The organism is Pseudomonas sp. GM55, assembly GCF_000282395.1.
Taxonomy (GTDB): Bacteria; Pseudomonadota; Gammaproteobacteria; order Pseudomonadales; family Pseudomonadaceae; genus Aquipseudomonas; species Aquipseudomonas fluorescens_CC.
Map to the genome: position 1 here is coordinate 1 of NZ_AKJJ01000011.1, position 13,818 is coordinate 13,818.

The 13,818-nt window shown below is 59.6% G+C and carries 11 protein-coding genes; 7 read left to right on the forward strand and 4 right to left on the reverse strand.

Features of this window, described 5'->3' with window-relative positions:
• Positions 1-102 precede the first annotated feature (102 nt).
• Entirely contained in the window at positions 103-801 is a 699-nt protein-coding gene (locus PMI31_RS02495) for a TetR/AcrR family transcriptional regulator (protein ID WP_177323546.1), read from the forward strand.
• Between the two features lie 8 nt (positions 802-809).
• On the opposite strand, the gene PMI31_RS02500 is transcribed toward PMI31_RS02495, so the two are convergent.
• The 4 genes from PMI31_RS02500 to PMI31_RS02515 form a co-directional block, all read right to left on the reverse strand.
• Entirely contained in the window at positions 810-4,379 is a 3,570-nt protein-coding gene (locus PMI31_RS02500; protein WP_008016007.1) for a molybdopterin cofactor-binding domain-containing protein, read from the reverse strand.
• Positions 4,380-4,393: 14 nt separating this feature from the next.
• Positions 4,394-4,882 carry a (2Fe-2S)-binding protein gene (locus PMI31_RS02505; protein WP_008016008.1) on the reverse strand — a complete coding sequence of 163 codons (489 nt, stop codon included), beginning with the start codon at positions 4,880-4,882 and terminating at the stop codon, positions 4,394-4,396.
• A gap of 254 nt (positions 4,883-5,136) precedes the next feature.
• A complete protein-coding gene (locus PMI31_RS02510; protein WP_008016009.1) occupies positions 5,137-5,601 on the reverse strand; it encodes a MarR family winged helix-turn-helix transcriptional regulator in 465 nt (154 codons plus the stop codon).
• Between the two features lie 105 nt (positions 5,602-5,706).
• Positions 5,707-6,759 (reverse strand): 2,5-dihydroxypyridine 5,6-dioxygenase, encoded by a 1,053-nt coding sequence (locus PMI31_RS02515; RefSeq protein ID WP_008016010.1) that lies wholly within the window; start codon positions 6,757-6,759, stop codon positions 5,707-5,709.
• Positions 6,760-7,104: 345 nt separating this feature from the next.
• On the opposite strand from PMI31_RS02515, the gene PMI31_RS02520 reads away from it, so the two are divergent.
• From PMI31_RS02520 to PMI31_RS02545, 6 genes are all read left to right on the forward strand, one after another.
• Entirely contained in the window at positions 7,105-8,253 is a 1,149-nt protein-coding gene (locus tag PMI31_RS02520) for an FAD-dependent monooxygenase (protein ID WP_008016011.1), read from the forward strand.
• Complete coding sequence (locus PMI31_RS02525; RefSeq protein ID WP_008016012.1) at positions 8,250-9,068, forward strand: alpha/beta fold hydrolase; 819 nt, start codon at positions 8,250-8,252, stop codon at positions 9,066-9,068. Before PMI31_RS02520 ends, PMI31_RS02525 begins: the two co-directional genes overlap by 4 nt.
• Before the next feature lie 30 nt (positions 9,069-9,098).
• Complete coding sequence (locus PMI31_RS02530; RefSeq protein ID WP_008016013.1) at positions 9,099-9,854, forward strand: maleate cis-trans isomerase family protein; 756 nt, start codon at positions 9,099-9,101, stop codon at positions 9,852-9,854.
• Between the two features lie 9 nt (positions 9,855-9,863).
• The gene (locus PMI31_RS02535; RefSeq protein WP_008016014.1) at positions 9,864-10,496 is read left to right on the forward strand and encodes an N-carbamoylsarcosine amidohydrolase; all 633 of its coding nucleotides are present in this window, start codon (positions 9,864-9,866) and stop codon (positions 10,494-10,496) included.
• A gap of 268 nt (positions 10,497-10,764) precedes the next feature.
• Positions 10,765-12,081, forward strand: a complete 1,317-nt coding sequence (locus PMI31_RS02540) for an MFS transporter (protein ID WP_008016015.1) — start codon at positions 10,765-10,767, stop codon at positions 12,079-12,081.
• 206 nt (positions 12,082-12,287) lie between these two features.
• The gene (locus PMI31_RS02545) at positions 12,288-13,580 is read left to right on the forward strand and encodes an OprD family porin (RefSeq protein WP_008016016.1); all 1,293 of its coding nucleotides are present in this window, start codon (positions 12,288-12,290) and stop codon (positions 13,578-13,580) included.
• Positions 13,581-13,818: the final 238 nt, after the last annotated feature.

Sequence of the window (13,818 nt, forward strand, 5' to 3'; positions counted from 1 at the left end):
TCAGACATCGCCACTCTCCCGGCTCGTATTCAACGGGGGTACTATTCATCCCCTTGCATTCGTCGAAGAACAGCACGCGGCGGCTGACTGGCACCGAATGTCATGTCCTGGTCATCAACAGCGCTACGCCTCATCTTCAAGGACAAAAGCGTGAACAAAAAAACAGGTATCAGAGCCCAGCAGGCCGACCAGACCAAGGCTCGTATTCTCAAGGCCGCGGTCAAGGTCTTCACCCGTGATGGTTATGCGGGCGGGCGGATCGAACAGATTTCCAGTGAAGCCGAGTCCAATGACCGGATGATCTATTACTATTTCGGCAGCAAGGAAAACCTCTTTGTACGGGTGCTTGAACACACCTATGAAGCATTCAACCAAGCCGAAAGCATGTTGCGCCCGGACCTTTCGAACCCCGTGCAGGCGTTGCGTGACCGGGTGGCCTTCGTCTGGCATTACTACGTAAAGCATCCGGAATTCGTCGCTATCCTCAATATCGAAAACCTGCACAAGGGCACGCACGCCAGACAGTCCAGTGAGCTTCGTCGCTTGTCCAGCACTACGCTGGGCGTGATCACACCGATCATCGAGGCAGGTCAGCGGCAAGGGTTGTTTCGCCAGGACGTCGACATCAATCACGTCTACCTGATGATCGCTTCACTCTGCTACTTCTATAACTCCAACCGGCACACCCTCACCTCATTTCTGGGTCAAGACCTGGCGGATCAAGGCCAGCAGCAGGACTGGCTGGCGTTCATCAGCGATCTGGTGGTGCGCGGCGTGCTGACACTGCCTGCCTCTCAGTGACTCTCTGATCAATGAGTTCCGGGATTGGCCCGCAAGTGCGCGACCTTCTGCTCCAACCCTTGCCACGCAGGTTCAGCTGAGGCGAAGCGATTGCGCAGGTATGCCGTCAGTTCGGCGATCTGCCTGTTGGACAGGCTGTCCTTGAAACCTGGCATATAACCAAGGTCCGGTGTCGCCGGGTTGGAGATGCCTTGCAAAATGACCTTCAGCAGGTTGTCTGGCAGCGTACTGTGAAGATTGGTATTAGTCGCCAACGAGGGACTGACACCAAACAGTTTCGGCCCAAGACCATCGGCGTGACAGCCTTGGCAGGAACCTTCAAACACCCGCCGACCATTGTTCAACGACACCTCTGCGACGCTGGGTTGCGCTACGGTTTCCGTGCTTGAGCGGGTCTGTGCTTGCACCGTGCCATCGAGCGACGCGAGGTAAACCGCCATCGCCCGTATGTCTGCTTTGGGCAGCTTCGCCAATTCGCTAACCACCGGCCCCATGGGGCCCGCCGCGACACCGTGGGCATCGGAATAACCACTGCTCAGGTAGGTGAACAATTGATCTTCAGTCCACGGCGTAGGCGATTTGGATAAGCCATTGAGCGCAGGTGCTTCCCAGCCATCGACCATGCCGCCCGCCAGGAAATTTTTACCGCCCTTCTCCGCGCCCATCAGGTTGCGCGGTGAATGACAGGCCGCGCAGTGACCCAGCCCATTGACCAGGTAGGCGCCGCGATTCCACTGCTCGCTGCGTTGCGGCTGCACCTTGATTTCACCCTTGCGCAGGAACAACGCGTTCCAACCCGCCATCAGCGGCCGCATGTTGAATGGGAACTGCATGTCGTTGACCTTGGCTGGCTGGCTCACCGGGGCCTGTGACATCAGGTACGCGTACAGCGCCTGCATATCGGCGTCGTTGATATTTCGGAAGGCCGTGTAAGGAAAGGCCGGATATAGATTCTTGCCATCGCGACTGATGCCATCGCGCATGGCCCGCTCGAACGCGGGATAGGACCAACTGCCGATCCCGGTTTTCGGGTCAGGTGTGATGTTGCTGCTGTACAGCGTTCCGAAAGGCGTCTGCATGGCCAACCCGCCCGCATTGGTCGCGCCGCCTGGCGCTGTGTGGCACACCGCGCAATCGCCGACTGCCGCCAGCAAACGCCCTCGCTCCAGCGTCGCCGCAGACCAGGTGCCCGCGCTGGGTGGCGTGATCGGTGCGATTTCCGCACGCCAGGGCAAAGCCGTTGCAGCCACGCCAAGTATCGCGCCGAACGCTGCGAACAATGAGCCAAACAACCATTTCGAGCGCTTGGCCTTTGGCGAATCAGGGGGATTGGCATTCGCTTCGTCCGCCGAGCCTTTGAGCGCGGCCAGCACACGCTCAGCGGTGATCGGTAGCTCACGAAAGCGAATCCCGGTGGCGTCGTAGATCGCATTGGCTATCGCTGCCGCGCTCGGCACTGCCGCCGACTCACCTGCCCCCATGGGTGCTTCGTTCTGGCGCGGCATCATCAGCACATCGATTTCCGGCACCTGGGGGAATGTCAGGATCGGGTAACCGCCCCATTCCTTGCTGGCAACGGCGGACTCTTCAAAGGTCACGCGCTCCTTGAGCACGCGACTGGTGGACTGAATCACATTGCCGTGAATCTGATGTTGCACGCCGGCCGGGTTGATCATCATCCCGGCGTCATGACCGATCACGACCCGGGTGACTGACACTTCACCGCTGCGTTTGTCCACCGCCACGTCCGCGACCCACGCTGCCCACGCAGCGCCAAAACCTGGAAATTTGCTGTGAATGTAACGGGCGTAGGCAAACCCACGGCCGCGCAGGATGTTGTCTTGTTCCGGGATTTGCATCGGCTGAGTACGCGGCGTCCATTCGGCGCGGGCAGCCGTGGCCTTGACCAGATCCGAGGCACGCTCATCATTCAGATAACGCAAGCGGTATTCGACAGGGTCGACGCCCGCGGCAAAGGCCAATTCATCGATATACGACTCATGGGCGAACGTATTGGGCAGCGCCGACACACCCCGCATCCAGGACGCCCGGACAATGGGTGCCATGTCATTTACGCTCACGCGCATGTGTTCAAAATCATATGGAGGGATCGAAGTGCGGTCGCCCATTTCGAACATCGCCGCTACCGGTTCGACACGCCCTGTCAGCAGCAGTGCCAGGGTCGGCGCACCGTTGGACGGGTAGCTGGTCTGGAAATCGTAACCGGCCACACCACCATCGGCATTGATGCCGCCATCGACTTCCATCAGTTGCGCCGTGCCTTTGGGCTCCCAGACATGCTCCTGCTCGCGGGTCAGTTGCACCCGTACCGGCAGGCCGACGGCCCGGGACAGCAACACCGCATCGGCACACACGTCGTCGGCGCAATTACGCCCGTAACAACCTGCCGCTTCCATGCGGATGATCTCGATCCGCTCTTCCGGATACTCCAGCAGCCATGCCAGGTCAGCACGCAGTAAATGCGGGTTTTGCGTGCCGGACCAGACGCGAATGCCATCCTCGTGATAGTCCGCCAGCCCGCAGGACGGGCCGATGGAGGCGTGAAGCTGATACGGCCACAGGTAGGTGCGGGCCATGCGCTCGCTGGCCTGCTCCAGCGCTTGATCAACATTGCCCTTGTCCAGCACGACGCGCTGCACCCGGGGGTTGTCGCGAATGGCCTGCGCGATGTCACCCATGTTCGGCAATTTGTGGTTCCAGGCTTTCCAGGTGACTTTCAGTGCCTGGGCGGCCTTCGCAGCCTGCTCTTCACGCAGGGCGACCACACCGACAAAATCGCGAATCACCACCACCCGGACGATGCCGGGAATGTGCGCGATGGAGGACTCGTCCACCTCCAACAGGCTGTTGCCGACGAAATCGCCGCTGTCGAGCCCGGCATAAGGCGGGCGAATCACCCGGCCATGAAGCATGTTCGGCAGCCGCATGTCATGCACGTAGGTCAGCTCACCGGTGGCTTTGCCGGGAATGTCCACCCGCGCTGCGCCCTTGCCCACCAGCCGATAATCTTCCAGACGCTTGAGCGGCGCATCACCAGAAATCGTCAACTGGTCACGCTCGCCCTCCACCAGTTCGGCAAAGGTGAGCTGGCGACCGTCTTCGCTGCTAACTATCCCGCTGTTTATACGCAAGGTATCAGCCGCAACGGCAAAACGCCGGGCCGCCCGTACCAGCAAAAATCGCCGGGCTTCAGCCGCCGCGTTACGCAAGGGGATGGCCGAAATCTGGATGGTCGCACTGGCGATGGTTGCGCCCTGGTTCGGCGCGCTATCGGTATCGCCAAGGACCATACAGACTTGATCCAGCGCCAGGTCCAGCTCTTCAGCGACGATTTGTGCCAGCGAAGTGCGGATCCCGGTGCCCAAATCCACGTGGCCGTTGAACCCATAGACCTTGCCGTCGTCGTTGACCGCAATGAACAACGCCAGCTCCTGGGGTTTGATCACGGGTACGCCACCTTTGGCCACAGGGCCGGACGGTGGCTGGATCTGATCGACGATCAACAAAACGCCGGACTTGGTCAACAGCTGAGCACGGGTGAGCGTTGCATGAGTCATGGTCATCAATCCGTTCAAGACTTTTGACGGGCGGCACGCAGTACCGCACGAAGAATTTCGATATGAGTGCCGCAGCGGCAGAGATTGGCCGACAGCTCGTTGCGAATCTGCGCCTCGCTGGGGTTCGGATTGCGGTCGAGCAAGGCCTTGGCCGTCATGATCATGCCGTTCATGCAGTAGCCACACTGCGCCGCCTGCTCCTCAATGAAAGCCTGCTGCACCGGGTGCGGGTGCTCACGGGTGCCGATGCCTTCGAGGGTGGTGATTTCCCGGCCTTCGGCGCCGGACAACGGGAACACACAAGCCCGCGCCGCAACACCATCGATGATCACCGTGCAGGCACCGCACTCGCCCAGGCCACAACCGTATTTCGGGCCGTTGAGCTGTAAATCGTTACGCAGCACCAGTAACAGCGGCGTGTCGGCCATGGCACAGACCGTAGTGGTCTGGCCATTGACTCGCAGCGTCACGGTCTTTTCCGGCGCTAGTGCTTGCTCACTCATGTCGCACTCCCTGGGTGTTACCGCCCGCCCTCTAGAGGTGCGGCTTTTTTATTAAGTAACCACTACATGAAAAAGGCGTGACCAAGGCCGCGAGTACGTACTGCGCAGATCGAGCGCAGTGCCATTGCGGGTTCTAGAGCTTGAAGAGGGGGATGGCTACCGACTCTTCACGTTACCCCTGACTACATTTTTTCATGAAGTATCTACTTCATGAACCAGAGGCAAGAAGAATGCCAGGGGCGGCTTGTCATTCGTTAATCGTCGACGTCATCGATCATTTTGCGCAGCAGATACAGCATCGCGACGCGCTCGGCCGGGTTGAGGTTACCCATGGTCAGTTCGCTGACGCGGGCAGCATGAGGCACGGTGTCACGCACTAATTTATGGCCACTGTCGGACAGGCCAACGATGACTTTGCGCCGATCTTGAGGGTCCGGCTCCAGGGTGATCAGGTCGCGCGCCTTGAGCCGCTCGACGATGCCTCGAATGGTTGCCTGATCCACCGCAGTGGCCTTGACCAGTTCGGTCAATGAGCTCGGCCCGCCATCTCGCACGGCGCACAGCGTGATGAACTGCACGGCGGTCAGCTGCGAATCGTCGACGTTCTGCTGGAAGATCGCCATATTGCGCTGGTAAGCCTTGCGCAGCAAATGACCGACCTGCTCGGAAAAGGCATAGGGAGCGGTTGTCTGTGGGGTGTTGTCTGTCGTATCCGGCACGGCGGGCTCTATCAAAAAAAAGTAAGTGGCGTTTACATTAACCTGTGAGGGGGATCAAGGTAACTCAATCGTGGTGGGTCACTGTCCCCGCCCCCCTCTTTTATATCACCGCGCGATAGATGCCTGCGGCGCTACCACATCACCGCCCAGGACCACCGCCTGATCATCGAGGTAGATATCGCAATGGCGTAGCGGAATGTCCAGGTGGCACGGGGTTTTTCGGGTACCGCCAACCTCGGTATTGGGCCCGGTGGAGAACAGGAAGTTGCCGTAGAACGCCCGGGCATCCATGCACATGCCGTCGTTTTTGTCATGCAAGCCCATGGCGGTCCACTGCGCACGCGGCTGCAACCCCCAGCCGATATGAGAGATGCCGTACACCTCAGGGTCATTGAAGTACTTCATGTAATCGCGCAGGTATTCGGCCTCGAAGCCACCATGGATCGAGGTAATGAAGCCCTTTTCGATTTCCAGGGTGATCTTCTCTCGCGAGTAATTCTTGAACGGCAACAGGATATCGCCGACGTCGATCACCAGTACGCCCTCGGCGGTTTCCTCGTTTGGCCAGGAGAATAGAAAACCGCTGGGCCAGTGATCCCAACGCCCCGGCTCATCGGCAAAACCGTACTCGGTGACCGCAGGGTATTGTCCGAGCAACGCCTTGAAATCACTGCCGGCCCTGGATTTCACGTGGATCGAGCGCGCCTGCTTCAGCAGCTTCTCGGCCGCCATCACCCGATCTTTGTCCGCCAGCGTAGGCAGCATCCGCGCCAGCACTTCCGGTGGTTCGACCGCCAGCAGTATGCGCGTCCCGGTCTTGAGGATCTGCTCCTGCTCCGGCGAGTGCAGCAACATCATGGTATCGACCACAAGGTCCGCCGCCTCCAGCGCCCGTTGCGCGGCGATATTGCCGGTCAGCGCTGTGTCGCCGCAGTAAGCGGTCATGTCATTGCCCATGGCCATAGGGTGATTGAATGACGGCAACTCGACCGCATAAACCTTGGCCCCAAGACGCTGGGCGGCGTCCATGGCCGCCCGCACGGTACGCGAGTCGGAGTAGTGGCTTTTCAGCACCGCGACGCTTTGAGTCGAGTCCACTTTCGACAGTTTCAACACGTGTTCAAACATCTGGGTCAGTTCGCAATCGCTTACCGGCATTTCTTGTCTTCCTCTTAACCTGTTGAGTTCGTTCGACGCCTCGCACCCTGTGCACCAAAGCAAGGCAGCGAGCTGGGGACCTGCACGAATTTGAAGTGTATACGCTATTTATTAGCGAAAAAACATTAAATTTAAGGGCGTCTAAAGAGAAGGAACGAAACGTTACAAAGCAACACAACCCCACTAAATAATGGTTACTTAGCGTTACGCGCGCCGTTTATCGCTGATTTTTTATTTTTCAAACGTGCTCTTCCAATTCAAAAACAATAGCGTATACACTTCAAATCGCGGCGAGACGACAACCCGATCTCGCCAGCCACATATTCAAATCGAAGGAAAAGCCCCATGCGAAACAAACAAAAAATCGCAATCGTCGGCGCCGGTCTAGGTGGCGCTGCTGCTGCCACGCTGCTACAGAAAGCCGGGTTCGAGGTCGATATTTATGAACAGGCGCCAGAGTTTTCCCGTATTGGCGCGGGCATTCACATGGGCCCGAACATCATGAAAATCTTCCGTCGCATGGGCATTGAACAAAAGCTGAGCGACATGGGTTCGCACCCCGACTTCTGGTTCAGCCGCGACGGTGCCAGCGGTGACTATCTGTCCCGCATCCCTTTGGGTGAGTTCGCTCGCAAGGAATACGGCGCGGCTTACATCACCGTGCACCGCGGGGACCTGCATGCACTGCAAATGTCGACCATTGCGCCGGGCACAGTGCACTTCAACAAGCGCCTGACCGGGATCGAGGAAACCGATGAACTGGTGCGCCTGCACTTCGGCGACGGCAGCACCACAGAGGTCGATATTGTCATCGGCGCCGATGGCATCAACTCCAGAATTCGCGAAGAGTTGCTCGGTGCGGAAAGACCTCTGTACAGCGGCTGGGTGGCGCATCGCGCCTTGATTCGCGGCGAGGTGCTGGCCAAGTACAACATGGACTTTGAAAACTGCGTGAAGTGGTGGAGCGAAGATCGTCACATGATGGTCTACCACACCACCAGCAAGCGCGATGAGTACTACTACGTCACCGGCGTACCGCACCCGGCCTGGGACTTCCAGGGCAGCTTTGTCGATAGCAGCCGCGACGAAATGTACGACGCATTCCAGGGCTATCACCCCACCGTTCAAGCGTTGATCGAATCCAGTGAAAGCGTGACCAAATGGCCGTTGCTCAATCGCAACCCGCTGCCGCTCTGGAGCCGTGGCCGGATGGTGTTGCTGGGTGATGCCTGCCACCCGATGAAACCGCACATGGCGCAAGGCGCGGGCATGGCCATCGAAGATGCCGCCATGCTGACCCGCTGCCTGCAGGAAACCGGCCTCACCGATTACCGCACCGCGTTCAAGCTTTACGAAGCCAACCGCAAGGACCGCGCCTCGCGAGTACAGGCTGTGTCCAATGCCAACACCTGGCTGCGCACCCAGGAAGATCCGGCCTGGGTCTACGGTTATGACCTCTACAGTCACCCACTGAAATCGGAAGTGGCCGCATGAGCACGTTCATTCATGGCGGCAACGTTCAAGCCAATGGTATCCGCCAGCATTACCTGCGCTATGGCGGCCAGGGCAGCACCGGCAAACCGGTCCTGCTGCTGATTCCCGGCATCACCAGCCCGGCAATCACCTGGGGGTTCGTCGCCGAGCGCCTGGGTCAGCATTTCGATACCTACGTACTGGACGCTCGTGGCCGCGGCCTGTCCTCCACCGGACCGGAACTGGATTACGGCACGGATGCCTGCGCCGATGACATCGGCGCATTCGCCAAGGCCATGGGCATCGATGCCTATCACCTGGTGGGCCACTCGATGGGCGCGCGCTTTGCCGTGCGCAGCGCCGTGCGCAATCCAGCAGGCCTGCAAAGCCTGGTGCTGATCGATCCGCCCGTTTCCGGCCCGGGTCGGCGCGAGTACCCGAGCAAGCTGTCGTGGTACGTGGACTCGATCCGCCAATCACTGACCGGGATGGACGCTACCGCCATGCGCGCCTTCTGCCCGACCTGGACCGAGGAGCAGCTGCAAGTCCGCGCCGAGTGGCTGCACACCTGCTACGAACCTGCCGTCGTCCGCGCCTTCAACGACTTCCATGAGGTGGACTTTCACCAGGATCTGCCGCACCTGCCTGTCCCTGCCCTGCTGATCGTTGCCGGCCGCGGCGGCGTAATTCAGGCCGGGGACGAAGCGGAAATTCGCGACCTGCAACCCGCGATCCAGATTGCTCACGTTGAAAACGCCGGGCACATGATTCCGTGGGATGACCTCGAAGGATTTTTCGCGGCGTTTGGCAATTTCCTCGGCCACCCCCTGACCTGAATTCAACGCACGTTTCAAAGGAGACAGCTTGTGATCAAGCCTTACCGTATCGGCCAGATTGTGCCGAGCTCCAACACCACTATGGAAACCGAGATCCCGGCGATGCTGGCAGCACGCCAATTGATCCGCCCCGAACGCTTCACCTTTCACTCCAGCCGCATGCGCATGAAGCAAGTGCGCAAGGAGGAACTGGCGGCCATGGACGGCGAGTCCGACCGCTGTGCCATTGAGCTGTCGGACGCCAAGGTCGATGTACTGGGTTATGCCTGCCTGGTCGCAATCATGGCCATGGGCCTGGGCTACCATCGCCAGTCCGAGAAACGCCTGCGCCAGGCCACCGCCGACAACGACGGTAACGCACCGGTTATCACCAGCGCGGGCGCCTTGATCGATGGCCTGAAGGTCATGGGCGCCAAGCGCATCGCCATTGTCGCGCCCTACATGAAGCCGCTGACCGAGCTGGTGGTCAATTACATCCGCGAGGAAGGCTTCGAGGTGGTGGATTGGCGCGCCCTGGAAATCCCCGACAACCTGGAAGTCGCTCGCCACAACCCGGACAACCTGCCCGCCATTGTGCGCGACATGAACCTTGAAGGCGTGGATGTGATCATCCTGTCGGCCTGCGTGCAGATGCAATCGCTGGGAGTGGTTTCACAAGTCGAGGCCCAAACCGGCAAACCGGTACTCACCGCCGCCATCGCCACCACCTACGCAATGCTCAAGGCGCTGGACCTGGAGCCCGTCGTTCCGGGTGCGGGCGCGCTGCTGTCTGGCGCCTATAAATAGGAGAGTGTCATGAGCCACGAACAAAGTGCCGACGCCAACTATCAGGGCGTATGGGGCCAGCGCATCGGCTTTGGCAACAAGCCTGCGCTGTTGATGATCGACTTCATGCAGGGCTACACCCTCGAAGGCGCACCGCTGTACGCGCCGGGCGTGGTCAGCGCTGTAGCCGAGAGCGTCGAACTGCTAGCCTGCGCCCGGCAACATGAAATCCTGGTCGTGCATACAAACATTCGCTACCACCCAGGGCATTTTGCCGACGGCGGCATGTGGGTCAAAAAAGCACCCGTCATGAAAGACATGGTCGAGGGCAACCCACTGGCTGCTTTCTGCGAGCCAGTGCTGCCCAACCCCGATGAAGTGGTCATCAGCAAGCAATACGCCAGCTCGTTTTTCGGTACCAGCCTGGCGTCGATGTTGCGCGCCCAAGGCATCGACACCGTGGTGCTGGCCGGCTGCTCGACCAGTGGCTGCATCCGCGCGACAGCGGTAGATGCCGTGCAGCATGGATTTCGGACCATCGTTGTTCGCGAATGCGTCGGCGATCGACACCCGGCACCACACGAAGCCAACCTCTTCGACATTGATAGCAAGTATGGCGATGTGGTGAGTAAACAGGAGGCCATGAAGCAGTTCAGAAAATGAGATGGCCATTGGTTTTCCCGGGCTGACACAGTGTCTTCCCGGACAAGCCTGCAACCTCCACAGATTCACGGTTTTACCGAATACCGGCAGAAATGGATATCTGCCGTCGAACCAGGCCGTAGAGCACTGGTCGCCAAATACTGAGCAAGGGTCAACATCAAACCCTGCCCAGTCTTCTGACACTGCCTTTGGAAGCCGCCAACCGGTGCTACCAAAGCATTGATCCGCGGCTAAACAACAATCACAAAGTCACCGCCAGGAGACACCCATGCCCTCTGCAAATGTAGGTACATCCACTACGACCACCGTCGTAGACCCCGTCCAGGCGCTTTACCGCAAGATCACCTGGAAGCTTATTCCGTTCCTCTGCTTCTGCTATCTGGCCTCCTATCTGGACCGGATTAACGTCGGCTTCGCCAAACTGCAAATGCTCGAGCAGCTGCAATTCAGCGAAACGGCTTTCGGCCTGGGCGCCGGTCTGTTTTTCGTCGGCTATATCATTTTCGAGGTCCCAAGTAATCTGGCACTGGAAAAAGTCGGGGCAAAGATCTGGATCGCCCGGATCATGATCACCTGGGGGCTGCTCTCGGCCTGCACCATGCTGGTCACCTCTACCACGCAGTTCTACATCTTGCGCTTCCTGCTGGGCGCGGCGGAGGCCGGCTTCCTGCCAGGGGTGCTGTTCTACCTGACCACCTGGTTTCCGACCTACAGGCGTGGGCGCATCATTGCCCTGTTCATGATCGGTATGCCGCTGTCCAGCGTGATCGGCGGGCCCTTGTCCGGCTGGATCATGGGCCACTTCGACCACGCCGCCGGTCTTCGCGGCTGGCAATGGCTGTTCCTGATCGAGGCGGTACCTAGCGTGCTGCTGGGCATCCTGACTTTCTGGGCCCTGCCAAACAATCATCACAGCGCCAAATGGCTGAACGCTGATGAAAAAGCACTGCTGGAAAGCGAACTGCGCCTGGACGACGTCGAGGGCAAAGACAGCAAGCACAGCTTCCGTGACGGTTTCTTCAACCTGAAAGTGTGGATGCTCGGCGGTATCGACTTCTCGATCCTGCTCAGTGCCTACGCCATGGGCTTCTGGATGCCGACCTTCATCCGCAATGCGGGGGTGGCAGACAACTTCCATATCGGCCTGTTGACTGCCCTGCCCAGCGCTGCCGCCCTGATCGGCATGCTGCTGATCGGCGCCAGCTCGGACCGTCATCGCGAACGCCGCTGGCACATCATTGTCCCCTTCCTGATCGGCTCGGCGGCCATGGCCAGCAGCACCTTCTTCACCGATAACGTATTTGCCACGGTGGCGCTGTTTGCTATCGCGTCGGCGGCCATCATCGGTGCAGTGCCAGTGTTCTTCAGCCTGCCAGCGACCTTTCTCAAAGGCCGTGCGGCCGCCACCGGCTTCGCCCTGGCCTGCTCGCTGGCAAACATCGCCGGCCTGGTCAGCAACTCCTTGATGGGTATCGCCATCGACCTGACCGGTAGCGGTGCCGGAGCACTGTGGTTCTTCGCCGGTTGCTTGATCCTCAGCAGCCTGCTGGTGATCGCCCTACCGGCCAAGCTGGTCAATCGCTAAGACACGTAAGCCAGGCGACTGCGTGTCCTGGCGTAAGTCACAAGGGGGTCTCATACGGCCCCCTTGCGACTGATCCCACCGACGCGGAGCAGATCGAGCCCGGGCCGCGAGCCGCCGGCCAACCCCATGTTCAAGCCCTCCTTGCGGACAAGCCTCGGCTTCGTCTGACGGGAGGCGCTATGCCCTGATTCCGGAGTATCAACAGCATGCACACTCCAGCACTGCGCAAAACCCATGCAATCAGCGGCGCCCTAGGCGGCTGCCTGACACTCGGCCTGGCTCCGCACCTGCTCGCCGAAGAAACCGGCTTCATCGAAGGCGCGACGGCCAACGTGCAACTGCGCAATTACTACTTCAGCCGCGATTTCTCGGACATCGTCGGCCCCAACAAGCAATCCAGGGCCGAGGAGTGGGGCCAGGGCTTTATCCTTGATGCCCGCTCAGGCTACACACAGGGCAGTATCGGTGTCGGCGTGGACGTGCTCGGCCTCTATGGCGTCAAGCTCGACAGCAGCCCGAGCCGGGCCAGGACCGGACTGCTGCCGACACACGACGACGGCAGATCCGCCGATGAGTACGGCCGCCTGGGTGCGGCGATGAAACTCAAGGTCTCCAGCACTGAGCTGAAGATTGGTGAGCTGCGGCCCAACCTGCCGGTACTGGTCTACAGCGACCTGCGCCTGCTGCCGCCGACCTACCAGGGCGCTTCGCTGGTTTCCAATGAATTGTCCGGACTGACCGTAAACGCTGGCCAGTTGCACTCCACTAGCCTGCGCGACTCGAGTAACACCCAGGAGATGTATGCGTTGATCAATGACCCGATCAACCCGGCGCGTATCGCCAATTTCACCAGTGACCGCTTCAACTATCTGGGTGCCGACTACAGTTTCAATTCCAATCGCACCAGCGTCGGTCTCTGGCAGGCGCAACTGGAAGACATCTACCAGCAGCGTTACTACAGCTTCAAACACGCCGAGCCAGTAGGTGACTGGACGCTAGGCATAAGTGTCGGCTACTTCGATGCCCGCGACGACGGCCGGAGCATCGCCGGCAAGCTCGATAACCATGCACTGTTCAACCTGTTGTCGGCGAAGCGCGGCGGCCATACCTTCTACCTGGGCTACCAGCAGATCGGCGGTGACGATGGTTTCATCCAGGTTGGCGCCAACACCAACCCGCTTGGCAATACACTGCCTACCTACGAGTTCGCCGCACCGGATGAACGCTCCTGGCAAGTCCGGCACGACTACGACTTCGTCGTCCTCGGCATTCCCGGTCTGACCACCACTCTGCGCTACGTGACTGGAGACAACGTCACCACTGGGCGGGGGTTTGAAGGTCAGGACTGGGAGCGCGATCTGGATATTGGCTACGCTGTCCAGAGTGGAGTGCTTCGTGGAGTGGGTATCCGTATCCGCAATGTTATTGCGCGCTCCAACTACCGTAGCGATATTGATGAGAACCGGCTGATCCTCAGCTATAACATCAGCCTTTTCTGATAGCCGTACCCGCCGGAACTTTCAGGCAGAGTAAGCCAAGAACCTGGGCACCATCAGCGACGGTGCCCAGGAGCCGACGTGGCGAAGCAGAGCCTCAGCGAGCATCATCACCCTCGGAAGATCACCCCGTAGTGAACCGGCGGTTGAGGCGCCACTACGCAAGGACCCAACATAAATCAGTAGCACGCTTCGGGCAGACGCTACGCTTCCATTTTCGCCTGCAGGCCGCCCACCGCTG